This window comes from Rhodanobacter sp. B2A1Ga4, assembly GCF_018101315.1.
GTDB lineage: Bacteria > Pseudomonadota > Gammaproteobacteria > Xanthomonadales > Rhodanobacteraceae > Rhodanobacter > Rhodanobacter thiooxydans_A.
This window is the reverse complement of sequence record NZ_JADBJR010000001.1, coordinates 1727163-1752909: the sequence shown is the minus strand read 5'-3', so window position 1 is coordinate 1752909 and position 25747 is coordinate 1727163. Positions and strand designations below refer to the sequence as shown.

Genomic DNA, 25747 nt, shown 5'->3' with positions numbered 1-25747 from the left:
AGGCTTCAGCACTCGATGACGTTGACCGCGAGGCCACCGCGACTGGTTTCCTTGTACTTGTCCTTCATGTCGCGGCCGGTGTCGCGCATGGTCTTGATGACCTTGTCGAGCGAGACGCGGTGCTTGCCGTCGCTCTTCAGCGCCATGCGGCTGGCGTTGATCGCCTTGACCGAGCCCATCGCGTTGCGTTCGATGCAGGGGATCTGCACCAGGCCGCCGATCGGGTCGCAGGTGAGGCCGAGGTTGTGTTCCATGCCGATCTCGGCGGCGTTCTCCACCTGCATCACGTTGCCGCCGAGCGCGGCGGTGAGGCCGCCGGCGGCCATCGAGCATGCCACGCCGACTTCGCCCTGGCAGCCGACTTCGGCGCCGGAGATCGAGGCGTTTTCCTTGTACAGGATGCCGATCGCCGCGGCGGTGAGCAGGTAGTTGATGATGCCTTCGTCGTCCGCCTTCGGGCAGAAGCGCAGGTAGTAGTGGCCGACCGCAGGCACGATGCCGGCGGCGCCGTTGGTGGGCGCGGTGACCACGCGGCCGCCGGCGGCGTTTTCCTCGTTGACGGCGAGTGCGTACAGGTTGACCCAGTCGAGAATGGTCAGCGGATCCTTCAGTGCCGCCTCGGGCTGGTTGCGCAGCTCGTCGGCCATCGCCGGCGCGCGGCGCGTGACGTGCAGGCCGCCGGGCAGGGTGCCGGGCGAGCGCAGGCCGCGGGTGACGCAGTCCTTCATCGCCTGCCAGATGGTCAGCAGGCCGGCGCGGGTTTCCGCTTCGGAGCGCCACACGCTCTCGTTCGCCATCATCAGCTGCGCGATGGTCAGCCCGTGCTGCTTGCACAGCGCCAGCATCTCGTCGCCGGTGTTGAACGGGTAGGGCTGCGCGGTGGTGTCGGCGACGATGCGATCTTCCGCCGCCTCGTCGGTGTTGACCACGAAGCCGCCGCCGACCGAGTAATAGTCGCGCGTGGCCAGTTCGTTGCCGTCGGCGTCGTAGGCGGAAAAGCGCATGCCGTTGGTGTGGAACGGCAGCTTCTGGCGCTTGTTGAAGACCAGGTCGGATTTCTCGTCGAAGGCGATCTCGCGTTTGCCGAGCAGGCGGATGCGGCCTGTGCCGCGGATGCGTTCGAGCGTGGCGGGGATCTGGTCCGGATCGACCGTGTCCGGGTGCTGCCCCTCGAAGCCCAGCAGCACGGCCTTGTCGGTGCCATGGCCGCGGCCGGTCATCGCCAGCGAGCCGTACAGCTCGGCGCGCACGCGGGCGACGCGGTCGAGCACGCCCTTCTCTTCCAGCCAGTGCTCGGCGAAGCGCGCGGCGGCGCGCATCGGCCCTACCGTGTGTGACGACGAAGGTCCGATGCCGATCTTGAACAGGTCGAATACGCTGACGGCCATGGGTGCGCTGCTTGGGTGTGGGTTGACCGGTTATTCTACGCGGCGTTCCCAGCCATTCGCAGCCGCATGTCCGACCTGATCCTGTACCAGCGTGATTACTGTCACTTGTGCGATCTCGCCCTGGCGGTGATGGCCGAGGCGCGTGCGCCGGATTTCGACAGCGCATGGGTGGACGATTCGGTCGAACTGGAACAGCGCTACGGCACCCGCGTGCCGGTGCTGCGCGATACGCGCGATGGGCGCGAGCTGGACTGGCCGTTTGATGCGGCGGCGGTGCGCACGTTCCTCGGAGCCTGAGCTCCCTCCCCTGCGCAGCAGGGGAGGGTTGGGGTGGGGTTCGCTTTTGATCGTGATTGCAAAGTCAAAAGCCTAACCCCCTCCCAGCCTCCCCCTGCAAGCAGGGGGAGGAGCAAAGCTGCTAGGCGCGGCGCGACTTCAGCCGCTTCAGGATTTCCTCGCGCGCCTCGCGCAGGATCGAGTCGCGGTCGAGGCTGGCCACGATGTCGGCGACGGCGCGTTTGGCGCCGGCTTCGCCCCAGGATTTGCCGGCGATCAGGTAGCGCTCCGCAGCGCGGCCGATCAGTACGGTGGCGTACCAGCCCAGCGCGCCCTGCGCCGCGGCGGTGACCACGACGGATAACCCGGCGCTGACACCTTTCAACGCCGAGGCGACCAGTTGCATGCCCCAGATCGCGCCCATCAGGGCCGCCAACTGCGCGGAAATCACCGCCACCAGCCGGCCGGATTCGGCGCGGGTCAGCGGCAGGCCGTAGACGCGGGACAGTTGCACCACCATCGCCGCGTCCAGCCCCGCGGCGGCCAGCAGGTCGGCGACCGGGATCGGGTTCAGCGCCACGGCGACGCCCTTGGCGATGCAGTAGTGATGGATCAGTTTCGCCGCCACCGCCTTGCGGGTTTCGGCGATGCGAGCGCTGACCTGGTCGGTGAGCCGGCCGGCGTACAGCCCCGCGTTGATCGCCGACAGCGTCTTGCCTTCGCGCGCAGCGATCGCCAGCAGGCGTTCGCGCAGCGTGGCGACGTCCGGCGTGCGCGCCTGCTCGCGCGGGTGCTCGTGACCCCGGGTGTCGACCTCGACCACGCGTTGCGGGGCCGGGTGGGCCGCCACCGCCAGCACGTCTTCGGCGCGCACCAGCCCAGCCACGCGCAGGCGCAGGTGTTCCAGCAGGCCGTCCAGTTCGTCGCGGCCATAGCGATCCGCCTTGTTCAAGGCGAGCAGCAGCGGGCGCTGGGTCGCGGCGAGATTTTTCAGCGCGTCGAGTTCTTCGCGGGTGAGGTCGCCGTCGCAGACGAAGATCACCAGATCGCTGACCTCGGCCACCTCGAACGCCAGCTTTTCGCGGGCCTCGCCGTCGAGCTCGTTGATGCCGGGCGTGTCGATCAGTACCAGGCCGTCGTGCTGGGCCTCGTCCAGCAGGGCGTGGTCGGCCGTGGTGGTGGTGCCGTGCAGGACGCCCACGGTGAACGCCTCGCGGCCGAGCAGCGCATTGCCCAGCGCCGACTTGCCCGCGGAGACGCGGCCGAACACGGCCACGTGCAGTTCGCCGCGCTGGAGCTTGTCCAGCATCTGCTCGATGCGGCCGAAATCCGCGGCCAGCTCGCTGCGTACCGACGCGGAGATGCTCGGGTCATCCAGCAGCGCGCGCAGGCTGTCGGCCACCTGGGTGGAGCCGGCGTCCGCGCGCGGTGGTGGCGTGGTGGCCCGGTCGCCGCCGCCGCTGACCAGTCCACGTAGGCGCTGCCACAGGCTGTCGTTCGGCATCGTGGAGGTTTACTTCGCCGCCAGCTGCAGATGTGCCGTGACCTTCACCTCGCCACCGATCACCGAGGTGTCGGCGTAGTCGCCGGTGCCCACGCCGAAGTCCAGCCGCTTCAGCGTGCCGGCCACGTCCAGCGTGGCGCCACTGGCTTGCGGCTTGAACGTCACCTCGAGGCTCACCGGTTTGGTCACGCCGCGCAGGGTGAGCTGGCCGTCGGCGATCACCTTGCCGCCGCTCTGGCGGAAGCCGGTGGTGACGAAGTGCGCCTTGGGGAATTTCGCCACGTCGAAGAAGTCCGAACCGGGCAGCGCGCCGTCGCGGTCCTTGTCGCCGGTCTTCACGCTGGCCAGGTTCACTTCCACGTCGAACTTCGACGCGGCCAGGTTCGCCGCGTCGTAGCTGATCGCGGCGGTCCACTGGCCGAACCGGCCGTCGAACGATTCGCCCTGGAAGGTGTTGCTGAAGCCGAGCGTGCTGGTCGCCGGCTGCACGGTGTAATCGGTGGCCGCGGCGGCGCCGGGCAGGGCGAGCGCCAGCAGGATGGCAAGACGTTTCATCGATGGTCTCCTTCGGAAGGGCGGCGCTCACGCAGACGGCCAAACGGCAGCATCCGGCGCAGCGTGTCGTCGTGGTCGCGCAGGTGGTGTTTCAGCGCGCCGCCGACATGCGCCACCAGCACCAGGATGAGGAACCAGAACAGGTACTCGTGCACGCCGTGCGCAAAATCGCGCAGCGTGTCGTTCTTCTGCACCAGCGCCGGCAGGTTGAACAGCTTGAACCACTGCAGCGGCTTGCCGGTGACCGAGTTGAACCACCAGCCGCTGAGCGGCAGCAGCACGATCAACACGTACAGCGCGCCATGCGCCGCTCGCGCGGCAAGTTGCTGCCAGCGCGGCGCCGGTTCCTCGGCCGGGCGGCGGTCGGTCCAGCGCCACGCGATGCGCAGCAGCGCCAGCGCCAGCACGGTAAGGCCGATCGACTTGTGCAGGGCCAGCCAGTTGATCTTCTGCATCGGCGAGCTGGCCAGATCCATCAACAGGCCGAACAGGCCGTTGCCGAGGATGCCCAGCGCGATGATCCAGTGGAAGAACCTGGCGACCGAACCCCACTGGTGGTCGTTGCTGCGCAGACTCATGGTTGCTCCTTGGTGGATGGAACGGCGTGCTCGTCACTGATCGCTTCCAGTTCCAGCCACACGCTGACGTTGGCGCCGATCGAGTTGGCGTTGGCGGTGATGCCGAAGCTGTTGCGGTCCAGGCTGGCAGTGGCCGAGAAGCCGGCCACCTTGTGCGATTCGTAGATGGTCCTGGCGGCGCGGTTGAAGGTGAACGCCAGGTCCAGCGGACGGGTGACGCCATGCAGGGTCAGCTGACCGTGCAGCACGCCGTGCCGGTCGTCCGTGCGCTCCACGCCGGTGCTGACGAAATGCGCGTAGCGCTGGCCCGCGCAGTCGAGCAGGGCCGGTTTGCACACGGCCTTGTTCCAGTCGGCGTCGCCCATGTCCAAGCTGGCCAGGTCGATGTCCAGTTCGGTGGCCGCCGTGCTCCAGTTGTCCGGGTCGAAACGCAGCCAGCCGCGTGCGATGTGCAGCCGCCCGAACGGCCGCGAATAGCCGTTGTGGCTGATGCTGAAGACGATCTGGCTATGCACCGTGTCGTAGCGCCAGCCGTCCGCGGCGGCGTGCACCGACGCCAGCGGCAGCACGGTTGCCGCGAGACACCACAGCCAGCGGGTTGGGCGCATTCGGAACATGCGGTGAAGTCTCGCCGATCGGCGGCGAGGCCGCCAGCGACGGGGGCTGAACGATGGGTTTCCGTGGGTGAGCCAATGGGGGACGGTCGATGGGTTCACTCCGTGGCCTCTGCTCTCTTTTGAGCACAGGGCTTTTGCTCGCCGGGTACATCTGTAGGAGCGCACCCTGTGCGCGATGCTCTTGCCACCTTCAAAGCAAAAAACTCTAGGGGCAAGAGCTTTCGTGCGCCTGCGGCGCCCGAGTCACTTTCTCTTTGCGTGGCCAAAGAGAAAGTAACCAAAGAGAAAGGCCACCCCGCTTGGCGCTTGTTGGGCATCCTGCCCAACAAGTCCGTGAGTCGGGGCCGGGCTTTTCGAGCGGGCATCGTGCCCGCGCGAAAAGGCGTTGCCATCCTTGGCAACGCCCGCTGCGCGGCCTGTCGACCCCGCCTCACCGCCGCGCAAGGGACCCCGGGTGGAGCGGCGGGCCATCGTGGCCCGCACTCGGTGATGGAGCTGAAGAGCAGAAGCCACAGCAAAGCGTCGCTTTGCTGTGGCTTCGTTTGGGCTTTTGATCTGGCTCTTTTGAAGAGTGCGCGCAGGATGCGCGCTGCTCTACCCGGGGCCCCTCTGCAGCGGCGGGCGGGCGGAGGAAAAGCCCGCAGGGTGGCCGGCATGGATGCCGGCCAGTTTGTCGTCAGGGCAGGATGCCCTGTCGACAAACCCCGTAGCCCGACCGCGAACCTTGCGGGCAGGATGCCCGCAAGGCGCGTAAGCGGGGTGGCCTTTCTCTTGGGTTACTTTCTCTTTGGCCACGCAAAGAGAAAGTAACTCGGGCGCCGCAGGCGCACGAAAGCTCTTGCCTCTGACGCTTTTTTGCTGTGAATGCAGCAGGAGCATCGCGCACGACCACAGGCCCCCTGCGGACAAAATGCGCTCCCGCCAGCGCATCGAAAGTGGAGAGCCCCGCGGCTGAATTCCGCCAACCGTCAGAACGTGCGCTGCACCGAATACTCGGCCAAGGTCGCCAGGGCATCGCGATGCGCCGATGCCGGCAGCGCGGTGAGGGCCGTGCGGGCGGCGCGGGCGTGCAGCAGGGCGCGCTCGCGGGTGCGTTCCAGCGCACCGGAATCGCGGATCGAGGCGATGATGCGGTCGAGCGAGTCGAGCCCGCCGTGCTCGATGGCATGGCGCAGTGACTGCGCCTGTTCCGGGTTCGCCTTCTCCAGCGCGTAGATCAGCGGCAGGGTCGGCTTGCCCTCGGCGAGGTCGTCGCCGATGTTCTTGCCCAGCGTGCTGGCGTCACTGGTGTAGTCGAGCAGGTCGTCGGCGATCTGGAACGCGTAGCCCAGTTCCATGCCGTAGTGGCGCAGCGCGGCGATCTGGTTTTCCGGCAGGCCGCCGAGGATGCCGCCCAGTTCGGTGGCGGCGGCGAACAGCACCGCGGTCTTGCGCTCGATCACGGCCAGGTAGGCCGCTTCGCTGACGTCGGCGTTGCCGATGTTGAGCAGCTGCAGCACTTCGCCCTCGGCGATGGTGTTGGTGGTGTCGGCGAGGATGCGCATGATGCGCATGTCGTCCAGTTCCACCATCAGCTGGAACGAGCGCGAGTACAGGAAGTCGCCGACCAGCACGCTGGCGGCGTTGCCCCATAGCGCGTTGGCGGTCTTGCGGCCGCGGCGCAGGTCGGATTCGTCGACCACGTCGTCGTGCAGCAGGGTGGAGGTGTGGATGAACTCAATGATCGCGGCGAGCTTGGTGTGATGCTCGCCGTGGTAGCCGGCGGCACCGGCGGCCAGCACGTGCAGCATCGGGCGCAGCCGCTTGCCGCCGCCGGCGATGATGTGGTCGGCGATCTGGTTGATCAGCACCACGTCGGAGGACAGCCGCTGGCGTATCAGCGCGTCGACGCGCTGCATGTCGGCGGCGGCAAGATCGCGCACCTGGGCGAAGTCGGCGGGGCGGGTGGCGTCGGCAGGCATCGAGTTCATGGGTGCATCGCAGCGGCGTAGGACGTGATTATAGGGGCTGCAGGAACTTGCGCCGCGACATGTCACCACAGTCGTTGTGCGTGGTGCCCCCTATAATGCCGGCCATGGCTTTGGCGATGTACATCCCCCAGTGAGCAAACTCTCAAGCATTGAACTGCGCAGCGCGTTGACGCTGGCCTGCGTGATCAGCCTGCGCCTGTTCGGCCTGTTCCTGATCATGCCGGTATTCTCGCTGTACGCGAAGGCGATGCCCGACGCCAGCGGCTTCATGATCGGCCTGGCACTGGGCGTCTACGGCATCGGCCAGGTGCTGCTGCAGATTCCGCTGGGGTTGCTGTCGGACCGCATCGGGCGCAAGCCGGCGATCACCCTGGGGCTGATCCTGTTCGCCATCGGCGGATTGATCGCGGCGATGTCGCATACGCTGGCCGGCATCGTGGTCGGCCGCGCGGTGCAGGGCATGGGCGCGGTGGCCGGTGCCGGCATCGCGCTGGCGGCGGATCTCACCGCCGAGGAAAACCGCGGCAAGGCGATGGGCATCATCGGCGTGTCGATCGGGCTGGCGTTCCTGCTGGCGCTGATCCTGGGGCCGCCGCTGGAGGCGGTCGCCGGGCTGCCCGGGCTGTTCGCCGCCACCTCGATCCTGGCGCTGGCCTCGCTGGCGCTGCTGTGGCTGATCGTGCCCACGCCGGCGCGTGCCCGTGCGCCGGCAGCGGCTGGCTTCGGCCCGGTGCTGGCGATGCTGCGCGACGGGCGGATGCTGGTGCTTAACGGCTCGGTGTTCTTCCTGCACGCGCTGCTCACTGCCAGTTTCGTCGGCCTGCCGCTGCTGCTGGCGAACACGCTGCACCTGCCGGTGAACCGGCACTGGGAGTTGTACCTGCCGGTGATGACGGTGGCTGCGTTTGTGATGGGTGCGAGCCTGCACCTCATGCGCGAGATCGCGCAGAGCCTGCGCATCGTGATGGTGTGCGTGGTGGCGATCGGTCTGGCCCTGCTCGGCTTCGCACTGTCCGGCAACCACCTGGCCGCGTTCGGCGTGGCTGCGGCGGTGTTCTTCTCCGCCTTCAACCTGCTGGAGGCGGCACTGCCCAGCCTGGTCTCGCGGCTGGCGCCGGAACACCTGCGCGGTGCGGCGATGGGTGCCTATTCGACCAGCCAGTTCATCGGCGCGTTCGTCGGCGGCACGCTTGGCGGCATCACGCTGGGTCGACTCGGGCCCGACGGCGTGTTCGTCTACGCCGCGGCGCTGACCCTGCTGTGGCTGCCGCTGGTGGTTGCCGGCTCGCGCCGGATAGGTCGCCAGACTGCAGGCGAAGCCCAACCGGCGTAGTGCGGCCCGCGCAGGGTTTGCAATAGCCGATTGGCGGGCCAATCATGGATGCTCGGCGCTTCGCTGCATCGGGTACCGCTTCGATGGCTCATGAAATCCTCGCACTGATCGCGCAGTACGGCGTGCTGCTGGTGTTCCTCAACGTGCTGGTGACCCAGCTTGGCGCGCCGCTGCCGGCGGTGCCGACGCTGGTGGTGGCCGGTGCGCTGGCGGCGCATGGGCAGGTGTCGCCGGTTGGCGTGCTGCTGGTCACCGTGGCGGCCTGCCTGCTCAGCGATGCCCTGTGGTACGCGGCCGGCCGCCGTTATGGCGGGGGCGTGATGCGCCTACTGTGCCGTATCTCGCTGTCGCCCGACTCGTGCGTGCAGCGCTCCGAGATCCAGTTCCAGCGCTGGCGCGGGCAGGTGCTGCTGATCGCGAAGTTCGTGCCGGGGCTGGCCACGGTGGCGCCGCCGCTGGTGGGTGCGATGGGCTTGCCGCTGTCGCGGTTCGTGTGGTTCGACGGGCTGGGTTCGCTGCTGTGGGGCGCGGTGGCGGTTGGGCTGGGCTATGCCTTTGCCGATCAGATCGACGACCTGCTGGCAGCCATCGCGGATGCCGGCACGTTCGCGCTGGGAGTGTTGCTGGTCCTGCTCGCGCTGTACGTCCTGGCACGCTGGTGGCAGCGCCGGCGCCTGCTGCGCACGCTGCGGATGGCGCGCATCACGGTCGATGAGCTGGAGCGCGCGATGAAGTCGGAGTCGGCGCCGGTCGTGCTGGACGTGCGCGCGGAAGGCTCGCGGCTGCTCGATACGCGAGTGCTCCCCGGCGCGCTGCTGCTCGACGACCACGGCATCGACCGCAGCGTGCACGACATCCCGCTCGACCGCGAGCTGGTGGTCTACTGCAACTGCCCGAACGAAGTGTCCGCCGCCCGGGTGGCCAAGGTCCTCATGGCGCAGGGTTATCGCCGGGTGCGCCCGCTGCTGGGCGGACTGGAGGCGTGGGACGCGGCCGGCTACGGGGTCGAGCGCCTGCCTGTACCGTCCGCTGCGGCCGACCTGCGGGCTGCCGGCACGCCGGCCTGAAGCACCGCCTGGCCCGGACGGCCTGGGCCGGACGAAACCCACGTCTGCCGGGGTTCCGGGCCGCTGCGCCGGACCCGTGCTGCGGTTATGATAGCCCGCCTGATCCACCACTCCGGCCGCAACCCATCGCAGACTTGCGCCCGGCTCAACGAGGACATACCCATGGCACGTGGCGTCAACAAAGTCATCCTGATCGGCAACCTTGGCTCAGACCCGGAGCTGCGCAGCACCGGCAGCGGCATGAGCATCTGCAGCTTCAGCCTGGCCACCTCCGAGTCGTGGACCGACAAGCAGTCCGGCGAGAAGCAGGAGCGTACCGAGTGGCACCGGATCAAGATCTTCGGCCGGCTGGGTGAAATCGCCAACGAGTACCTGAAGAAGGGGCGCCAGGTTTACATCGAGGGGTCCATCCGCACCGACAAGTTCACCGGCAAGGATGGTGTGGAAAAGTACTTCACCGACATCATCGCCAGCGAGATGCAGATGCTCGGCGGCGGTAGCGAGGGTGGCGCGGGTGGCGGCGGTTACCAGCGCGAGCGCCCGCAGGGCGGCCAGCGCCAGGGTAGCGGCGGCAGCGCAAGCGGTGGCCAGTCGCGCGGCGGCGATTACGGCAACCAGTCGCGCCAGTCGCCGGCTCCAGCCGACAACGGTTTCGCGGATGACGAGATCCCGTTCTAGCGAACACTTAATCTCGAGTATCGAGAAAGATTCGAGGAAAGCCCCGTTCTGCGGGGCTTTTTCTTTTTCTAGGGTTGCTTGCACAGTTGAAAAAGCTGGATATAGTTGTGCGCATCTGAGAACGGGCGAGAAAGGGCGATGCCAACGCTGTCAGTCCATGTGCTTGGCGAGGGAGAGCGTGTCCCGATGCTCCAGGATGAACTGGGTCTGCCGCTGTTCTATCCGACCCTGTTCGCCACTTCCCAACTCCGCAATGTCGGCGCGGCCGTCAACACAATCCGAAACAAGCTGGCCGATCTCAACGTGCTCCTGCGCTGGGAGCAGGAGCATGGCCGGGACCTGATAGCTGAGTTTCGCAGCGGGCGGTTTCTCACCATCGCCGACGTGGCCTCGCTGCGTGATTTCGCCAAGCTCGATATGCGGCACTTGGCGTCCGTTGAAGACGTGGCAAAGCAACGCAAGCAAGGCGTCGTGGATTTCCTCGAGGCGAGCGTTGCCTCAAGTCGGGCTCAGGCCGCCATCGGCGGGCAGCAGCACTTCAACCGCTTGAGCACGTTTGCCGACTACTTGGAATTCACGGCCTCGGTCGTCACTCAGCACCAGAATTCGCCTCAGGCCGCACAGGAAATCGCGCGCATGGCCGAGGCCCTCCGCAAGCACCGGCCGCGTGGGTTGGTAAAGCAACGGGAGCAGGATCTGGATGAGCGCTCCCCGCCCTCCGAGCTGGTCGAGCGGTTCATGGCGATCGGTGCCGAGGGCGATCCACGCAATCCGTTCAGGCACCCAGACGTCCAGCTCCGAAACGCAATCATCTTTGGACTGCTTCGACACACCGGAATGCGGCGCGGGGAGTTGTTGAGCCTTCGCCTCGATCAATTCGAGCTGGGCCACGAGCCGCTCGTCTGGGTCCGTCGCAACCACGACGACAAGCATGACTCACGCCCTTATCAGCCGGTAGCCAAGACCAAGGAGCGTCCGTTGTCGCTTCCGGAGGTGCTGGCCAACCAGATTGATCGTTACATCATGCAGGTGCGAGCCAGGGTCGGGCCCGCTAGGCGCCACCCCTACCTGCTCGTCTCGCACCGGAAGGGCAGCACCTGGGGCAAGCCGCTGTCGGTCTCTGCCCTCAACAGCCAGATCTTTGCCCGGATGCGTGCCGTGGACCCGGCCTTCGAGGCCATCCACCCCCACGCCTTTCGGCATCACTGGAATTACGAGCTCTCAGTCAGCATCGATCAGCAGAATGCCAAGGCAAAGTCGGGAGCTGTGGGAGCACAGGCGCCGGCGATCAGCGAAGCAAGAGAACTGGATGTTCGTGCCTTCCTCAACGGCCATCGGAGCAAAGCCTCAGGTGTGACGTACAACCGACGCCACATCCGCGAAACCAGTGACAGGGCCGTGCGTCAGGTGCAGGCGGGACTGAAGCGCCGTGATATCTCGAAGGAGAACAGTGATGAGTCGCGCTGAGCGCAAGCTGCTTGAGGTTCTGGGGGGCTCAACGGCTCAGGCGGTCTCCAAGGACGGCTACCCGTTCGATCCATCGGATGATCATTGGCAGCTCAACAAGGACGTGCAGGTTTCACTTGTCTTGCCGGGACTTGTTGACGTTTCTACAGAAGCGGGATTTCGCGCCACGCTGTTGCGCTACGCGGAAGAGGCATCCGCTCGCCATACGCGAAACATGGAGACGCGCTTCAAGCGTTACCTTCGGGACACCATGGCGCCGCAGGTGACGGTGGTCGATCTCGTCAACTGGCGTGCCAGTCTAGGACCCGACCAGCAATGGTATTTGGGCGGATTGAAAGGGTTTTTACTGGCTTGGTACGACTACGGTTTTGCGGGGGTCTCCGAAGAGGTCGTCGACTTACTCCAGGGCTGGCGAATCCAAGGAAACGAGAAGGGCGCCGCCGTCGCCAGCGGCTGCCCGGAGAGTGGACCTTATACCGACCTCGAGATGGACGCCGTTCTGGATTGGGCGAACATGGCGGTGGCCAGCAAGGACATCGCCTTTGAGGACTATGCCTATCTGCTCACCCTAGCCATGACGGCACGACGCCCCGTCCAGATAGCGGCGCTCAGGAGGCGGGACCTTGTTGAGGAACCCGGTGGTGGCGCACCGATGTATAGACTCCGCATTCCACGAGCCAAGCAGCGAGGCGTCGCGTTTCGTGGAGCCTTCCGCTCCTTGGCCGTTCTCGAAGACCTCTACCTAGTGCTGCGCGAGCAGCATCGACAATCGGTCGCAGCCGTGTCCGCAGCAATCGGGCAGGAGCTCGATTCCGCGCTGGCAGTTGAATTGCCGATTTTTCTGAATCGCCAGCGGGTACAGAAAATTAGCCGTGCCGACGAACTCAGGGATCTCCTGCTGGGTCGTGCGCCCGACCAACTGCACGCGAAGACCAGTTCACTTGATTCCGCCCTGCAACGATGCGCGAAATCCTCAACCGCACGCTCGGAGCGCACTGGAGAGCTCATTCGCCTGTCGGCAACGCGATTTCGGCATACGCGCGGCACGAAACTTCGCCGCGAAGGCTTCAGCGCCTTCATCATTGCCGAGTTGCTGGATCATTCCGACATCCAGAATGTACGCGTGTACACGGAGAACACCGCCCAAGAGGCAGTGGTCATCGATGAACTGGTGGGTGCCCAGCTCGCTCCGTTCGCGCAGGCCTGTTTAGGCCGCTTGGTCCGCTCGGAGCGCGAGGCTATCAGGGGTGAGGACCCCCGCAGTCGCGTGCCGAACGAGCGGCAGCACGCAGTGGGAACCTGCGGGAACTACGGCTTCTGTGCTAGCGGCTTCCGCGCCTGTTACACGTGCTATCACTTCCAGCCTTGGGTGGACGGACCGCATGAGGAGGTGCTGGTGGACCTCTACGCCGAGAAGGAACGCACCCGGGCGGCGGGATGTGCGGATGTCGTCGTCAATGCCAACGACCAGCTGATTCTCGCGGTCGAGCATTGCGTGGCGATGTGCAAGGAGGCAAAGGTGCAGGGGCCAGACTTAGCTTTGCTGGAGGCCGCTGGCCATGGGTGAGGTGGTCCAATTCGTACCTCGCGCCGAGCGCGAAGCTAGCGCCAACCTTGCCGAGTTCATCCGCCTAGCAAGGGAGGACCTAACGGCCTTCGCCAGTGGCGGCGCTTGGGACAGCGACAAGTGGCAGCACAACGAAACAGTCGTCGTCTTCGCCACCAAAACAGCACCATTCGATAGCTACTCCTTTAAGCCGATGGCGGAGCCGTTTAAGCAGTTCGCCAAGGCGTACATTCGCTATCGCTACAGCCACAGGCCGGTAAAGAGTCTGGCGATGATGCTACAGGCACTGCGTTGCCTGGAAGCGGGTCTGCTGACCGCCTGCGGCCGTGCAGATGTAGTACTGCTGACGGGGGCAGTAATGGACATTTGCGCCACCAAGTGCCGGGAGCTGTATTCCAGCGAGGATGTGCACCACAAGACTGGGCTGCAAATGCAAGCCATCTTCGACTTCCTGCGCGAAAAACACCTAGTTCCATCGCTGCCGACCTGGAGGTCGCCTTTCAAAAAGCCGGTGATCCTGACAGAGGACCTCGGCGAGGTGGGGAGGGCGCACCGTGAGGCGAAGCTCCCTTCGAATGAGGTCATGCTGGCCGTCGCCGACGTGTTCGCGCAGGCGAACGACTCGGAAAGCCGGTTCTATTCTTCGATCTTCATCCTGCTGATGACCGCACCAGGCCGTGTTTCAGAAGTCCTGAAGCTGCCCGTCGACTGCATTCAGTGGGAGAACGACGAGCGCGGCCAGCCCCAAATGTACCTGCGCTGGCACGCAGCAAAGGGCAAAGGGGCAGCAAAAAAGTGGGTCGTGCCCGCTATGCATGAGGTCGTTCAAGAGGCTGTGCGACGCTTGGTCGAAATCGGCGGTCCGGCCCGCGAGGCGGCGCGGTCGGCGTTCGATTGTTTGGAGCAGCTGTCGAGAGGAGCAGAGACGACCAATCTCCTTGAGGAGTTTGGAGGCCTCTACTGGCCTTTCCTGAACGAGAAGAAGACGCTGAAGACCTGGGACGCGCTGTGTCTGCACCGTGAGAACGAGTTCAGCCGCGAAAGGGCGATCCGTCCAGGCTCATGGCGCGTTCCCCATGCAACCGAGGTAAACAGACGTCTGGGCTCTGGTGTGAGTTCCTCACTCTTTGATCGCATGGGCCTGCGAAATGCCGATGGAACTCGTATCAAACTGACCACTCACCAGCTTCGCCATTGGCTCAGCACGATGGCAGAGCGCGCGGGCATGGACGACTACACGTTGGCGCAGTGGGCGGGTCGCGCCCGAGTTGCCGATAATCGCCACTACGACCATCGCACGCCCGAGGAACGCCTCGAGGCGATTCGAGAGCTGCTTCCGATTCAACCGGCTCCGTTGCTCGAGCGTGTCAAGCACCGGCAGCCAGTGACTTACCAAGAGCTTGGGGTTGATCGGCTGGGCACGGCCAAGGCCACACTCTATGGCATGTGCGTCCACGATTACGCTATGGCGCCCTGCCAGAAGCAGCGCGAATGCATGACCTGCAAGGAGCACGTGTGTGTTAAAGGCGATCACGTCACCCTGGATCGGATTCGCCTGCTGGAGGCGCAGACCGAGGTTCTGCTCCAGCAAGCCCAGAAGGCCCACGAGGACGGCGACTTTGGCGCTGATCGCTGGGTCGACAACCACAAGTGGAAGTTAGCGCACGTAAGAGCGATGCGTATGGCCTTGGAGCATCCTGCTCTTCCGGAAGGCGAGGTGTTGAGAATTCCTGACGGGCATGATCCATCTCCGGTTCGCCGTGCCCTTATGGACTTGGGTGTGGTGGTGGAGTTGCCCTCCACCGAGGCGCCTAGTCCGCGGCTCATTTCCTTGGCGCTGAGCTGAACCGTCATGCCCAAGCAAATCGTCACCAAGACAACGCTACCCAAGATCATGCGCGAGCTGGATCGCTGGGAGGGGAAGCTCACCTGGCCGCTATTCTGTGACCGGGTTGCCAAGGTGCTAAACGTGGCTTCGATCTCGAAGCACACCATGTACCTATACCCCGCCATCAAAGAGCGGTTTCAGCAGCGCCAGCAGGACTTGCGGGATGCACGTGACGCGCATCCGATAGACTTCACGCTGGACGTCGCTACGCGCCGCATCGCTGATCTGGAAGCACAGGTAAAACGGCTTGAGGAAGCCAACAAACTCCTGCTTGATCAGTTTCGGCGTTGGCAATACAACGCTTACGCGAACAATGTGCGTATGGACGTGCTAATGCTGGACAAGCCCCTGCCTGAAATAAATCGGTCGGGCCGTCGCGAGAAGAGAAGGAAGGTTCGGTCCACGTAGCGGGGCTCACTGAAATTCGACGCGCGTGGACTTGCCCACCGCGCTGCGCGGCTGGACCTCCTTGTCACGCCGTGTGATTCGCTCTGCAGTGTGGCGGAGTGCCCTGATGGCTGCTCCGGCTGTTCTCCGGTCCAGGCTACGCCTGTGAATGAGCAAGACCCATGACGTATCCTTCGGTGGCACAGGGGGAGCTGCCATGCCGTTGAGCTGGAACGAGATCAAGGCGCGAGCGATCGCGTTTGCCAAGGAATGGGAGGGTAATCCCCCCACGGGTTAGCTGACGCCAGAAGTGGAATTTTCTCGTACCCTTTCCCGAGGAGGTTCCATGAAGAAGTCCCGCTTCACAGACAGCCAGATCGTAAGCTTCCCCGGCAGGCAGACATCTCATAACTAGAACTTTCTGGCATCGTTTTCCAGCCAGGAGGTTCCATGCGCACTTCGAAGTTCACCGAAAGCCAGATCGTCTCGATCCTCAAGCAGGCGGACGCTGGCGTGCCGGTAAAAGACCTGTGTCGACAGGCCGGCATCAGCACCGCGACCTACTACCAGTGGAAGAGCAAGTACGGCGGCCTGGAAGCGTCCGAACTGCGGCGGGTCAAGGAGCTCGAAGCCGAGAATGCCAAGCTCAAACGCATGTACGCGGAGATGGCGCTGGACAACGCGGCACTGAAGGACCTGATCGCAAAAAAACTGTAGGGCCGGCCCAGAAGCGCGAGGCGGTGCGCTTTCTGACCGAAGTGCACGCGCGGCCGCTGAGCCGGTCCTGTGGCTACCTGGGGCTGTCGCGGGCAGCGTGGTACGCGCCGCCGGTGGACTGGACGGTGCGCGATGCGGAGCTGATCGCAGCGCTGGCAAAGCTGGTGGAGGAGCGGCCCAGCCGCGGCTTCTGGAAGTGCAGCGATCAACTGCGCCGACTTCGGCCGGACTGGAACCCCAAGCGGATCTACCGGGTCTACAAGGCGATGCGATTGAACCTGCGGCGGGCTGCGAAGCGACGCCTCCCAAAGCGCGAACGCGTGGCGCTGTACGTGCCCAGGCTGCCGGACACCGTCTGGTCGGTCGACTTCATGAGCGATGCGCTGGCCTGTGGTCGACGCTTCCGGACCTTCAACGTGGTCGACGACTTCAACCGCGAGGTACTGCATATCGAGGTCGACACGTCGATCAACTCCAACCGGCTCGTGCGTGTGTTCGAGCAACTCAAACGCGATCACGGCTTGCCGCAGGTGCTGCGCTCGGACAACGGCCCGGAGTTCCTGGGCGAGGCCTTTACCGCCTGGTGCAAGGCCAACAGCGTCGCGATCCAGTACATCCAACCCGGCAAGCCGAACCAGAACGCTTTCATCGAACGCTTCAACCGTACGTTACGCGAAGAGGTACTGGATCAACACCTGTTTGCACGCCTTGAAGACGTCCGCGAGGCCGTGCACTGGTGGATGATCGACTACAACGAGGCCCGACCCCACGACGCGCTCGGCGGCTTGACGCCTGCCGAGTACCGCGTTCGACACGCCGAGAGTTCTACTTTTGAAGTGTCTGCTTGACGGGGAAGCTTACGAGATCATCGCCGTGCTCAAGCAGGCCGAAGCCGGTACACCCGTGCCGGATCTATGCCGCGAACACGGCATCAGCTCGGCGACGTTCTACAAGTGGCGCAGCAAGTTCGGCGGCATGGAGGTGTCCATGGTGGCCCGGATGAAGGAGCTGGAGGAGGAGAACCGTCGGCTGAAGAAGATGTACGCCGAGGCCCAGCTCAGCACCGACCTGCTCAAGGAAGCGCTCTCAAAAAAATGGTGAGGCCATCTCAGCGCCGGGAGATGGCCAGAACAGCAGTGGAAGGCGGACGCACCAGCATTCGGCATGCCTGTCAGACCTTCGAGGTCAGTGAAACCTGCTACCGGTACCAGGCGAAGGCCTGCGAGGAGAACGCCCGGATTGCGGACTGGCTGGTGCGGCTGACCACGACCTATCGCGACTGGGGTTTTGGCCTTTGCTTCCTGCACCTGCGCAACGTCAAGGGGTTCCGCTGGAACCACAAGCGGGTCTACCGCATCTACCGGGAGCTGGAGTTGAACCTGCGGATCAAGCCCAAGAAGCGTTTGGTGCGGGAGAAGCCGGAGCCGCTCGCGGTGCCTGAGGCGATCAACCAGGTCTGGTCGATGGACTTCATGCACGACCAGCTCAGCGATGGACGAAGCTTCCGGTTGTTCAACGTACTCGACGACTTCAACCGCGAAGGGCTCGGCATCGAGGTCGACCTGTCATTGCCTTCGAGTCGCGTGATCCGCTCACTGGAGCAAATCATCGAGTGGCGTGGCAAGCCGCGCGTGATCCGCTGCGACAACGGGCCCGAGTACATCAGCGGGGCGCTTCTGAACTGGGCGGAAAGACAGGACATCCGGATCGAGCACATCCAGCCGGGCAAGCCTCAGCAGAATGCCTACGTCGAGCGCTACAACCGCACGGTGCGTTACGCCTGGCTTGCCCGAACCCTGTTCGACACGATCGAGCAGGCGCAGGAGAAGGCGACACGCTGGCTATGGTCTTACAATCACGAGCGCCCGAATATGGCGCTCGGCGGCATCACGCCAATGCAGAAACTGGCCCTTGCCGCTTAGCTCCACTTTTGGTGTCCGTTAAAAGCGGGGGGATTACCCAGGCACTGGTCGATGCTGCGCAGGAGATGTTGGGCCGGGACGTGATCTTCCAGGTTGAACGAGTAGAACAAGCGCTGCTGTCCTCCCGGTAACTGTCCCATCATGCTGTTCGCCCCCACGCTCGCTGACAACGCAATTTTGCCAACGGCATGGGAAGGCCGCTACTTTTTCAACAGAATCGGCCAAAAGCGGACGATTGCTGGCAGGTATTCAAGCTATGTCCCCAGGCCTTGGGGAAATAGCTTGGGGTTTGAGAAAGCCTGCTTAAGGTGGTCGTACACCAATCGCACCCGCTTCGATACAGGACCCTGCTGCGGGCGGTATATGAACAGATCCCATGGTGCTGGAGCGTGATCAGCCAAAACGGCAACCAGCTTTCCTGACCGCAGATGAGGCTCAGCCAGATAGGCAGGAATTTGGCCAAAACACATGCCTGCCAGGGTGGCTTCCAATTCCGTATCTGGATCATCACAGATAAGCGCTGGCTGCCTGGGCGCGAACGTTTGCCCGTCGGCAAATAGCCAAGGCCAAGGGCGGCCATTTTTCCGGTCGATCAGGACTGAAAGTGGCAGCTTAGCTAAGGCATCCAAAGATTCAGGTGGTGTCTTTTGGCCTATGAGAGACGGGCACGCGACAACGTAAAACGGCACGGGAGCTAAGGCACGTGCAACGTAGCGCCGGTCGCGAATACCCCCCACCCTGATACCAATATCGATATGCGCTTCAACGGCATCAGTCATCTGATCTTCCAAGCGGAGATCGAATTGCAGGTCAGGATGTGCAGCGGCCAGGGGCTGAAGAAACGGTATTAGGAAGCGCCTGCCAATAGCATGTGGAGCCGTAATCCCCACCCTACCTGACAGCTCAGGCTCCGTCCTGTGCGACCGGAATAGCGTATCGAAATGATCCAGAGCTGACCTGGCATCTTTGGCGTAATCCTGACCGAAAGCAGTGATGCTCACCTGGCGGGTATTGCGGTGGAACAGTGATTCGCCAAGCTCAGTTTCCAGGGCTTGAATGGCTCGAGTCACCCCTTGTGGGGAGATGCCTAATCGAGTTGCCGCTTCGCGGAAGCTACCTGCCTCTGCTGCTGTGCAAAAAATCCTAACCATCTCCATGCGGTTAAGCATGTTGCCCCTCCCATTTATTCCATTTTCAGGAATAGCATAATCCAATCATTTCCATTTATTGAGATCAATCATGGGTCTAAAGTTTGCGCACTGCCAGGTTAACCAGCCATGGCGAAGTACAAACCCGCCGATGAGGTTCTCAGCATGAGCAATAACATTTCTGGAAAAGTTGTCGTTATCACCGGTGCCAGTAGCGGCCTGGGTGAGGTTACTGCACGCCACCTTGCTGCGCTTGGCGCTCGCGTAGTGCTGGCTGCACGTCGCAAAGATAAACTCGACGCATTGGTGGCTGAGCTGACCAATGCAGGTGGTCAGGCAATCGCGTATCAGACCGATGTTACCTCTCAGGAAGAGGTCAAAACGCTCATTCAAGGTGCCGTGGACACCTACGGTCGCATTGATGTACTGATCAACAATGCCGGACTGATGGCGATTGCACCGCTCAGCGATACTCGCACTGACGAGTGGGATCGCATGATCGATATCAACATCAAGGGTCTGCTGTACGGAGTCGCGGCTGCATTGCCAGTCTTCCAGAAACAAAACAGTGGTCACTTCATCAACATCGCATCGGTTGCAGGCCTGAAGGTGTTCAGCCCAGGTGGCACCGTGTACAGCGGCACCAAGTTTGCTGTGCGGGCTATCTCCGAAGGACTGCGTCACGAAGTCGGTGGCAGCATCCGCACCACGACTATCGAACCGGGCGCCGTGGACTCCGAACTGAAATTCGGCAGCACCCACCAACAGAGCCGCGATTTCGTGGTGGACTTCTACAAGCATGCAATTCCCGCCGAATCGGTCGCTCGAGCTATCGCCTTCGCAATTGAGCAGCCTGCTGACGTGGATATTAACGAGATCGTTCTGCGCCCAACCGTGCAGGAATTCTAATGAGTTGAGGGCCTGTCTCTTCGGCGTCAGGCCCCGCCTATCTGGAGTGAAAAGCGGTGAGTGCCACATGGCCCGGAAGAAAAGAAGCAAGCGCTCGATGCAGGTGCTGAATGCCCTGCAATTCTTCAGCAGCTTGCAGCTGTTCGTGGGGCTGACAACGGATTGATGGCAACGGTTATGGAGAGCTATCTACGGGAAGAGTTTCCCAGTAGCGAAATCAGGAGCGATTCGCAGAACAAGTCCATTGACGAGACCATCTCCATCGTCCGCTCCTACCTGCGGTAGAGGCACCAGGGTGCCCTCGGTGAGGGAAAATTTAGTTTGCTAGTAAAGGAAGCGACATCATGAAATCACGTGCAGCAGTTGCCTTCGGGCCTGGAAAGCCACTGGAAATCGTCGAGATCGACGTCGAGCCGCCGCGCAAGGGCGAGGTGCTTGTCAGGATCACGAATACCGGCGTTTGCCATACCGACGCCTTCACCCTGTCGGGCGAGGACCCGGAAGGCGTGTTCCCGGCGGTGCTGGGCCATGAGGGCGCCGGCATCGTGGTCGAGGTCGGCGAGGGCGTGACCTCGGTCAAGCCGGGTGACCACGTGATCCCGCTGTACACCGCCGAGTGCGGTGAGTGCCTGTTCTGCAAGAGCGGCAAGACCAACCTGTGCGTGGCGGTGCGCGCCACCCAGGGCAAGGGCGTGATGCCCGATGGCACCACCCGCTTCAGCTACAACGGCCAGCCGATCTACCACTACATGGGCTGCTCGACCTTCAGCGAATACACGGTGGTGGCCGAAGTCTCGCTGGCCAAGATCAACCCGGACGCCAATCCCGAGCATGTCTGCCTGCTGGGTTGCGGTGTGACCACCGGCATCGGCGCTGTTCACAACACGGCCAAGGTTCAGCCGGGTGACTCTGTGGCCATCTTCGGCCTCGGCGGCATCGGGCTCGCTGCGATTCAGGGGGCACGCCAGGCCAAGGCAGGTCGCATCATCGCCATCGACACCAATCCAGCGAAGTTCGAGCTGGCTCGTACCTTCGGCGCGACCGAATGCCTCAACCCGAAGGACTTCGACAAGCCGATTCACGAGGTTCTCATCGAGATGACCGGTTGGGGTGTCGATCACACCTTCGAGTGCATCGGCAACGTCAACGTGATGCGCTCGGCACTGGAAGCAGCACATCGTGGCTGGGGCCAGTCGATCGTCATCGGCGTGGCTGGTGCAGGCAAGGAAATTTCGACGCGCCCGTTCCAGTTGATCACCGGTCGCACCTGGAAGGGCTCGGCTTTCGGCGGGGTCAAGGGCCGCACTCAACTTCCCGGCATGGTGGAGGACGCAATGAAAGGCGAGATCGATCTCGCCCCGTTCGTCACCCACACCATGGGCCTCGACGACATCAACAAGGCCTTCGACCTGATGCATGAAGGCAAGTCGATTCGCACGGTGATCCACTACTGACCGCCCACTACCCATTCAACACCAACCACCAAGGAAATTAATCATGTCCACTCCTGTCATTTCTGGCGATGGCATCTTTTCGCACATCTTTATCGGCGCTGCCGACCTTCAGAAGTCGGTCGCGTTCTACGACGCCGCTCTGGGTGCTCTTGGCATCAAGAACCTCGGTCCTTTCAACAACGGATGGGTACTTTTCGGTCGCGAAAAGCCGGCTTTCATCATCGCCCGCCCGGGCAATGGTGAAGCGCCTTCCAGCAACGGCGTGACGATCGGCTTTGCGGCCGCCACTCCCGCGGAAGTGGATGCCTTCCACGCCGCCGGCCTTGCCGCAGGCGGCACTGACGAGGGCCAACCTGGCGCACGTGGTCACCTGCCGGGTGCCTATGCGGCCTACCTGCGTGATCCGGCGGGCAACAAGGTCTGCTCGTACACCTTCGTCTGAAAGCAAGGAAGCTGAGAGCGTTCTGACAGGGTCAGCACAAGCCTCTATTATACGGCGAGCCTGTTAGACGGACCGTGTAGCGCGGTGCCTGCGTAAGCTCCCCCGTCAAGCAGACACTTTCAAAGTAGAACTTCTGGCGGCTTGTTGACGGTATTCGCTGGGCGTCAGATTGCCCAGAGATTCATGGGGACGTTGTTCGTTGTAGTCGATCATCCACCAGTGCGCGGCCTCGCGGACGTCCTCGAGGCGGGCGAACAGGTGCTGGTCGAGCACTTCCTCGCGGAAGGTGCGATTGAAGCGTTCGATGTAGGCGTTCTGGTTCGGTTTTCCGGGCTGGATGTACTGGATGGCAACGCCGGCGCCTTTTGCCCATTGGGTGAAGGATTCGCCCAGGAACTCCGGGCCGTTGTCCGAACGCAGCACCTGCGGCAAGCCATGGTCGCGCTTGATCTGCTCGAAGATGCGTACCAGGCGCGCCGAAGTCAGCGAGGTGTCCACCTCGATGTGCAAGGCCTCGCGATTGAAGTCGTCAACCACGTTGAAGGTGCGGAAGCGGCGACCGCAGGCCAGCGCATCGGACATGAAATCGACCGACCACACGGTGTCCGGCAGCCGCGGCACATAGAGCGGGACGCGCTGGCGTTTGGGCAGGCGGCGCTTGGCGGCGCGGCGCAGGTTCAGTTGCATGGCCTTGTACACCCGATAGATCCGCTTGTGATTCCAGTCCGGCCGCTGCCTTCGCAGCATTGCGCAACACTTCCAGAAGCCGCGACTGGGCCGGTCCTCCACCAACCGCGCCAACGCGGCGATCAGTTCGGCGTCGCGCACGGTCCAGTCCAGCGGCGGCGCGTACCACGCCGCCCGCGACAATCCGAGGTAGCCACAGGACCGGCTCAGGGGCCGCGCATGCACTTCGGCCAGGAAGCGCACCGCCTCTCGCTTCTGAGCCGGCCCTACAGTTTTTTTGCGATCAGGTCCTTCAGTGCCGCGTTGTCCAACGCCATCTCCGCGTACATGCGCTTGAGCTTGGCGTTCTCGGCTTCCAACTCCTTCACCCGGCGCAGGTCCGACGCCTCCAGGCCGCCGTACTTCGACTTCCACTGGTAGTACGTGGCCACGCTGATGCCGGCTTGCCGACAGATGTCCTTCACCGGTAACCCGGCGTCGGCTTGCTTGAGGATCGAGACGATCTGGGTCTCGGTGAAACGGGACTTCTTCATGGAACCTCCTGGCTGGGGAAACATGCCAGAAAGTTCTACTTATGGGGTGTCTGCTGGGTGGGGGAGCTTACGGGGTTCGCGCTCGACGACAACAGACAAACCCATGGGGCCTGCCAAACCATGTAGCGTCCGGCTCTCGGATGCTGAAGAAGCGATGGTGGTCGATTTCAGGCGCCGCACCCTGCTTCCCTTGGACGACCTGCTGGGGCATCTGCGTGAAACCCTCCCTCCTTTACGAATACCGGATAGCGTAGGAGTGATTGATTTTCATGCGTTAGAGAGGGCCTCGCTGCCCAAAGGCCTCACGCGCAAACTCCAAGAAGCTGCGCAGCTTTGGAGTCATTCTTCGGTCAGGGGCATAGAGGATGTGCATTGCGGTATTCGGCGCCGGGTACTGCGGCAACAGACGCACCAGTGTCCCATCGCGCAGTGCATCGCTAACCAACTCTATCGGCTGTAGAACCACACCTAGACCAGCTACAGCCGCTGCCAGCAGTGGATCACCTTGATTGATCGTTAATTTGCTTGTAATAGGAACATCTATACGCCCCTCCGGGCTGTCGAAGCTCCAGTGTGAGCGGCCATCAGAATAGGTAAACCCCAGACACTCCTGCTGCTGTAGATCCCACGGATTGATGATGGGAGGGCGACGTGCAAGATAGGACGGTGCAGCGCATAAAACCATCTGATAGGGCTCCAGTGGCAATGCCTTCAACCCACTGCTCGCCAGCTCGCCGATGCGAAATACCACGTCGTAACCATCATCAACGAGATCGACCAGTTCGTTCGATAACATTAGGTCAACAGACACCTGAGGATACCGAACCATGTATTCCAGCAGGCGTGGCGAAAGCGTGCGAATTCCGAACGTGACCGGCGCGTTGATGCGAAGGCGGCCGCTTGGTGTGCCCCGAGTGAGGGCAGCCAGGCTCTCGGCAGACTGCATGTCTGCAAGGATCAGTTTTGCTCGCGGGTAGAACGCCCTGCCGAAGTCGGTGAGGCTTTGCCTGCGCGTAGTCCGGTGCAGCAGGGAAACACCCAGATGTTGTTCGAGCATTTTCACCTGTTTCCCTACCAATTGAGGGGACAGATTCAGGTCGTCCGCAGCGGCGCTGAATGAACCCAGCTCAACTGTTTTGACGAACGTGGCCATCTGGGTCAGGCGATCCATTATAAACACTCTGTTTCTAGTAATACGCCATCGTAGGCCTTTATCTAGCGCCAATCAATGACTAAATTTTCGTCACCTTTCGAGTGCCCGGATACCTTCCGGATGTACGTCGAGGCCCATTGATAAACGAGGTATCTATGATGGCACGCATTGTCAGAATTCATGAATACGGTGACGCCAGCGTTCTGAAGCTGGAAGATCTGGAAGTATCGGCACCAGCAGCAAACGAGGTGCAGATTAGTGTTAAAGCTATTGGCTTGAACCGAGCCGAAGTGATGTTCCGCAATCACGCATACCTGCAAGAAGCGGAGTTCCCCAGCCGCTTAGGCTACGAGGCCGCAGGCATCGTAACGGCAGTTGGGAGCGACGTAACCGAGATCACGATTGGTGACTCGGTCGCTCTGATCCCACCTCTGGATATTGCTCGCTGGGGCACCTACGGCGAGTTGGCCAATGTACCGGCCCACTTGGTGGTAAAGAGCCCTGAGAACTTGTCCTTTGAAGAGGCTGCGGCGTCTTGGATGCAGTACGTCACCGCCTGGGGGGCATTGATTGAACAGGCGAAGCTACGGCAGGGCGATTTTGTCATCGTTACCGCCGCGTCAAGCAGCGTTGGCTTGGCCGCCTTCCAAATGGCTCGTATGGTCGGCGCCACATCGATTGCGATCACTCGAACTCACGCGAAGAAGCAAGCCCTACTTGATGCAGGCGCTGCGCATGTCATCGTCAGCGATGAAGAGGATATCGTCGAGCGTGTTATGACGATAACTGCCGGTCAAGGCGCTCGCGTTGTATTCGATCCTGTAGGCGGGCCGTCCTTTGAACCTCTCACGCAGAGCATGGCGCGGGGCGGAATTTTGCTGGAGTACGGCGCACTCAGCTCTGAACCGACACCATTCCCACTGTTTACCGTGCTGGGCAAAAGCCTGACTTTGAAGGGCTATCTCTACGCAGAGATTGTGGCCGACCCTGAAGCCCTGGAGAGAGCAAAGGCTTTTATTCTGCAAGGGTTGGAGTCCGGTGCGTTGCGCCCGATCATCGCCAAGACATTCACACTTAGCGACATCCAGGATGCCCATCGTTTCCTTGAAGCCAATCAGCAGATCGGCAAGATCGTGGTAACTGTCTGATCAGCAATTATGGGGCTGAGAGCGTAATCCTTCGGCCCCGATTCAAGCCAGCCCTGATGACCGCTTTTGGCCGATTCTGTGTATCCGTCCGGCCAACACACCTTCCTGGCCTCGACGCCAAAGGCGATGGTGTCCACCTGATTTAAGTGGACACCATTTCTAGCCTTTTATGCCGCTGGGCAAACCTATTTTCCCGAGGGCGTGGCGCGGCCGGGTTGGTATCAGCCAACGGACAGAGGTGTTGAGCGCAGGCCGGGAGAAAGACTCGCTTGGCTGCGCTCGCTCGATGATGAGACGCCGCCAGAGGCGGACGCCTGATCGGTCCATCCGAAACCGGCCCATCGTGATCTCACAAACTA

The 25747-nt window shown here is 62.8% G+C and carries 24 protein-coding genes and 1 pseudogene; 16 read left to right on the top strand and 9 right to left on the bottom strand.

Features of this window, described 5'->3' with window-relative positions; translation table 11 throughout:
* Nucleotides 1-5: 5 nt before the first annotated feature.
* On the bottom strand, nucleotides 6-1388 hold the full coding sequence (locus tag IMW82_RS08215) for an L-serine ammonia-lyase (RefSeq protein WP_211004208.1): 1383 nt from the start codon (nucleotides 1386-1388) through the stop codon (nucleotides 6-8).
* A 66-nt stretch (nucleotides 1389-1454) separates the two neighbouring features.
* On the opposite strand from IMW82_RS08215, the gene IMW82_RS08210 reads away from it, so the two are divergent.
* Nucleotides 1455-1685 carry a glutaredoxin family protein gene (locus IMW82_RS08210; RefSeq protein WP_108470496.1) on the top strand — a complete coding sequence of 77 codons (231 nt, stop codon included), beginning with the start codon at nucleotides 1455-1457 and terminating at the stop codon, nucleotides 1683-1685.
* A 121-nt stretch (nucleotides 1686-1806) separates the two neighbouring features.
* Here the strand turns inward: IMW82_RS08210 and IMW82_RS08205 are convergent, their stop codons facing one another.
* The 5 genes from IMW82_RS08205 to IMW82_RS08185 all read right to left on the bottom strand — a co-directional run bounded on the left by IMW82_RS08205 (nucleotide 1807) and on the right by IMW82_RS08185 (nucleotide 6888).
* Entirely contained in the window at nucleotides 1807-3168 is a 1362-nt protein-coding gene (locus tag IMW82_RS08205) for a GTP-binding protein (RefSeq protein WP_211004207.1), read from the bottom strand.
* Between the two features lie 9 nt (nucleotides 3169-3177).
* Complete coding sequence (locus IMW82_RS08200; RefSeq protein ID WP_108470498.1) at nucleotides 3178-3723, bottom strand: YceI family protein; 546 nt, start codon at nucleotides 3721-3723, stop codon at nucleotides 3178-3180.
* Nucleotides 3720-4301, bottom strand: coding sequence for a cytochrome b (locus tag IMW82_RS08195; RefSeq protein WP_108470499.1), 582 nt, complete (start codon nucleotides 4299-4301; stop codon nucleotides 3720-3722). Before IMW82_RS08195 ends, IMW82_RS08200 begins: the two co-directional genes overlap by 4 nt.
* Nucleotides 4298-4918 carry a YceI family protein gene (locus IMW82_RS08190; RefSeq protein ID WP_108470500.1) on the bottom strand — a complete coding sequence of 207 codons (621 nt, stop codon included), beginning with the start codon at nucleotides 4916-4918 and terminating at the stop codon, nucleotides 4298-4300. The genes IMW82_RS08195 and IMW82_RS08190 overlap by 4 nt, the downstream gene beginning before the upstream one ends.
* Nucleotides 4919-5886: 968 nt before the next feature.
* Entirely contained in the window at nucleotides 5887-6888 is a 1002-nt protein-coding gene (locus IMW82_RS08185; protein ID WP_108470951.1) for a polyprenyl synthetase family protein, read from the bottom strand.
* Between the two features lie 130 nt (nucleotides 6889-7018).
* Here IMW82_RS08185 and IMW82_RS08180 point away from each other — a divergent pair, with 130 nt between their 5' ends.
* From IMW82_RS08180 to IMW82_RS08140, 9 genes are all read left to right on the top strand, one after another.
* A complete protein-coding gene (locus IMW82_RS08180; protein WP_108470950.1) occupies nucleotides 7019-8221 on the top strand; it encodes an MFS transporter in 1203 nt (400 codons plus the stop codon).
* Nucleotides 8222-8304: 83 nt separating this feature from the next.
* Nucleotides 8305-9288 (top strand): DedA family protein/thiosulfate sulfurtransferase GlpE, encoded by a 984-nt coding sequence (locus tag IMW82_RS08175; RefSeq protein WP_108470949.1) that lies wholly within the window; start codon nucleotides 8305-8307, stop codon nucleotides 9286-9288.
* 162 nt (nucleotides 9289-9450) lie between these two features.
* Nucleotides 9451-9966, top strand: a complete 516-nt coding sequence (gene ssb / locus IMW82_RS08170) for a single-stranded DNA-binding protein (RefSeq protein ID WP_108470948.1) — start codon at nucleotides 9451-9453, stop codon at nucleotides 9964-9966.
* A gap of 186 nt (nucleotides 9967-10152) precedes the next feature.
* Complete coding sequence (locus tag IMW82_RS08165) at nucleotides 10153-11433, top strand: site-specific integrase (RefSeq protein WP_244754184.1); 1281 nt, start codon at nucleotides 10153-10155, stop codon at nucleotides 11431-11433.
* The gene (locus IMW82_RS08160; protein WP_211004205.1) at nucleotides 11420-13000 is read left to right on the top strand and encodes a site-specific integrase; all 1581 of its coding nucleotides are present in this window, start codon (nucleotides 11420-11422) and stop codon (nucleotides 12998-13000) included. Before IMW82_RS08165 ends, IMW82_RS08160 begins: the two co-directional genes overlap by 14 nt.
* The gene (locus IMW82_RS08155) at nucleotides 12993-14846 is read left to right on the top strand and encodes a hypothetical protein (RefSeq protein WP_211004204.1); all 1854 of its coding nucleotides are present in this window, start codon (nucleotides 12993-12995) and stop codon (nucleotides 14844-14846) included. The genes IMW82_RS08160 and IMW82_RS08155 overlap by 8 nt, the downstream gene beginning before the upstream one ends.
* Before the next feature lie 6 nt (nucleotides 14847-14852).
* On the top strand, nucleotides 14853-15296 hold the full coding sequence (locus IMW82_RS08150) for a hypothetical protein (RefSeq protein ID WP_211004203.1): 444 nt from the start codon (nucleotides 14853-14855) through the stop codon (nucleotides 15294-15296).
* 429 nt (nucleotides 15297-15725) lie between these two features.
* A protein-coding gene (locus IMW82_RS08145; protein ID WP_211004202.1) for an IS3 family transposase occupies nucleotides 15726-16840 on the top strand; the annotation gives its coding sequence in 2 pieces (ribosomal slippage) (nucleotides 15726-15978 and nucleotides 15978-16840; 1116 coding nt in all).
* A protein-coding gene (locus IMW82_RS08140) for an IS3 family transposase (protein ID WP_244754250.1) occupies nucleotides 16833-17914 on the top strand; the annotation gives its coding sequence in 2 pieces (ribosomal slippage) (nucleotides 16833-17079 and nucleotides 17079-17914; 1083 coding nt in all). The genes IMW82_RS08145 and IMW82_RS08140 overlap by 8 nt, the downstream gene beginning before the upstream one ends.
* 254 nt (nucleotides 17915-18168) lie before the next feature.
* Here IMW82_RS08140 and IMW82_RS08135 read toward each other — a convergent pair.
* Nucleotides 18169-19083, bottom strand: coding sequence for a LysR family transcriptional regulator (locus tag IMW82_RS08135; protein WP_211004201.1), 915 nt, complete (start codon nucleotides 19081-19083; stop codon nucleotides 18169-18171).
* A gap of 144 nt (nucleotides 19084-19227) precedes the next feature.
* Here IMW82_RS08135 and IMW82_RS08130 point away from each other — a divergent pair, with 144 nt between their 5' ends.
* From IMW82_RS08130 to IMW82_RS08115, 4 genes are read left to right on the top strand one after another with little or no spacing between them, the layout of a single operon-like run.
* The gene (locus tag IMW82_RS08130) at nucleotides 19228-19971 is read left to right on the top strand and encodes an SDR family oxidoreductase (RefSeq protein ID WP_031633346.1); all 744 of its coding nucleotides are present in this window, start codon (nucleotides 19228-19230) and stop codon (nucleotides 19969-19971) included.
* 60 nt (nucleotides 19972-20031) lie between these two features.
* Nucleotides 20032-20256, top strand: a complete 225-nt coding sequence (locus IMW82_RS08125) for a metal-sensing transcriptional repressor (protein ID WP_013970887.1) — start codon at nucleotides 20032-20034, stop codon at nucleotides 20254-20256.
* A 59-nt stretch (nucleotides 20257-20315) separates the two neighbouring features.
* A complete protein-coding gene (locus tag IMW82_RS08120; RefSeq protein ID WP_003291553.1) occupies nucleotides 20316-21425 on the top strand; it encodes an S-(hydroxymethyl)glutathione dehydrogenase/class III alcohol dehydrogenase in 1110 nt (369 codons plus the stop codon).
* 43 nt (nucleotides 21426-21468) lie between these two features.
* Nucleotides 21469-21867, top strand: a complete 399-nt coding sequence (locus IMW82_RS08115; RefSeq protein WP_017514589.1) for a VOC family protein — start codon at nucleotides 21469-21471, stop codon at nucleotides 21865-21867.
* A 105-nt stretch (nucleotides 21868-21972) separates the two neighbouring features.
* Here the strand turns inward: IMW82_RS08115 and IMW82_RS08110 are convergent.
* Nucleotides 21973-23087 (bottom strand): IS3 family transposase gene (locus IMW82_RS08110; protein ID WP_211004200.1). Its coding sequence is split into 2 segments (ribosomal slippage): nucleotides 21973-22835 and nucleotides 22835-23087, totalling 1116 coding nucleotides; the frame shifts between segments, so codons are not numbered across the junction.
* A gap of 79 nt (nucleotides 23088-23166) precedes the next feature.
* On the opposite strand from IMW82_RS08110, the pseudogene IMW82_RS17825 reads away from it, so the two are divergent.
* Nucleotides 23167-23322 (top strand): annotated as a pseudogene (locus IMW82_RS17825) (IS481 family transposase); the annotation flags it as partial.
* Nucleotides 23323-23361: 39 nt separating this feature from the next.
* Here the strand turns inward: IMW82_RS17825 and IMW82_RS08105 are convergent.
* Nucleotides 23362-24258, bottom strand: a complete 897-nt coding sequence (locus IMW82_RS08105) for a LysR family transcriptional regulator (protein ID WP_211004199.1) — start codon at nucleotides 24256-24258, stop codon at nucleotides 23362-23364.
* Nucleotides 24259-24398: 140 nt separating this feature from the next.
* Between IMW82_RS08105 and IMW82_RS08100 the strand changes: the two genes are divergently transcribed.
* Entirely contained in the window at nucleotides 24399-25388 is a 990-nt protein-coding gene (locus tag IMW82_RS08100; RefSeq protein ID WP_023082109.1) for a zinc-dependent alcohol dehydrogenase family protein, read from the top strand.
* The last annotated feature ends 359 nt before the right edge of the window (nucleotides 25389-25747 follow it).

Bases quoted from the DNA above. Each gene is read 5' to 3' on its own strand.
- IMW82_RS08115 (WP_017514589.1), top strand. From the start codon at position 21,469: ATGTCCACTCCTGTCATTTCTGGCGATGGCATCTTTTCGCACATCTTT.
- IMW82_RS08185 (WP_108470951.1), bottom strand. From the start codon at position 6,888: ATGAACTCGATGCCTGCCGACGCCACCCGCCCCGCCGACTTCGCCCAG.
- IMW82_RS08160 (WP_211004205.1), top strand. From the start codon at position 11,420: ATGAGTCGCGCTGAGCGCAAGCTGCTTGAGGTTCTGGGGGGCTCAACG.
- IMW82_RS08150 (WP_211004203.1), top strand. From the start codon at position 14,853: ATGCCCAAGCAAATCGTCACCAAGACAACGCTACCCAAGATCATGCGC.
- IMW82_RS08130 (WP_031633346.1), top strand. From the start codon at position 19,228: ATGAGCAATAACATTTCTGGAAAAGTTGTCGTTATCACCGGTGCCAGT.
- IMW82_RS08210 (WP_108470496.1), top strand. From the start codon at position 1,455: ATGTCCGACCTGATCCTGTACCAGCGTGATTACTGTCACTTGTGCGAT.
- IMW82_RS08200 (WP_108470498.1), bottom strand. From the start codon at position 3,723: ATGAAACGTCTTGCCATCCTGCTGGCGCTCGCCCTGCCCGGCGCCGCC.
- IMW82_RS08165 (WP_244754184.1), top strand. From the start codon at position 10,153: ATGCTCCAGGATGAACTGGGTCTGCCGCTGTTCTATCCGACCCTGTTC.
- IMW82_RS08155 (WP_211004204.1), top strand. From the start codon at position 12,993: ATGGGTGAGGTGGTCCAATTCGTACCTCGCGCCGAGCGCGAAGCTAGC.
- IMW82_RS08205 (WP_211004207.1), bottom strand. From the start codon at position 3,168: ATGCCGAACGACAGCCTGTGGCAGCGCCTACGTGGACTGGTCAGCGGC.
- IMW82_RS08215 (WP_211004208.1), bottom strand. From the start codon at position 1,388: ATGGCCGTCAGCGTATTCGACCTGTTCAAGATCGGCATCGGACCTTCG.
- IMW82_RS08135 (WP_211004201.1), bottom strand. From the start codon at position 19,083: ATGCTTAACCGCATGGAGATGGTTAGGATTTTTTGCACAGCAGCAGAG.
- IMW82_RS08175 (WP_108470949.1), top strand. From the start codon at position 8,305: ATGGCTCATGAAATCCTCGCACTGATCGCGCAGTACGGCGTGCTGCTG.
- IMW82_RS08105 (WP_211004199.1), bottom strand. From the start codon at position 24,258: ATGGATCGCCTGACCCAGATGGCCACGTTCGTCAAAACAGTTGAGCTG.
- ssb (WP_108470948.1), top strand. From the start codon at position 9,451: ATGGCACGTGGCGTCAACAAAGTCATCCTGATCGGCAACCTTGGCTCA.
- IMW82_RS08190 (WP_108470500.1), bottom strand. From the start codon at position 4,918: ATGTTCCGAATGCGCCCAACCCGCTGGCTGTGGTGTCTCGCGGCAACC.
- IMW82_RS08195 (WP_108470499.1), bottom strand. From the start codon at position 4,301: ATGAGTCTGCGCAGCAACGACCACCAGTGGGGTTCGGTCGCCAGGTTC.
- IMW82_RS08100 (WP_023082109.1), top strand. From the start codon at position 24,399: ATGGCACGCATTGTCAGAATTCATGAATACGGTGACGCCAGCGTTCTG.
- IMW82_RS08120 (WP_003291553.1), top strand. From the start codon at position 20,316: ATGAAATCACGTGCAGCAGTTGCCTTCGGGCCTGGAAAGCCACTGGAA.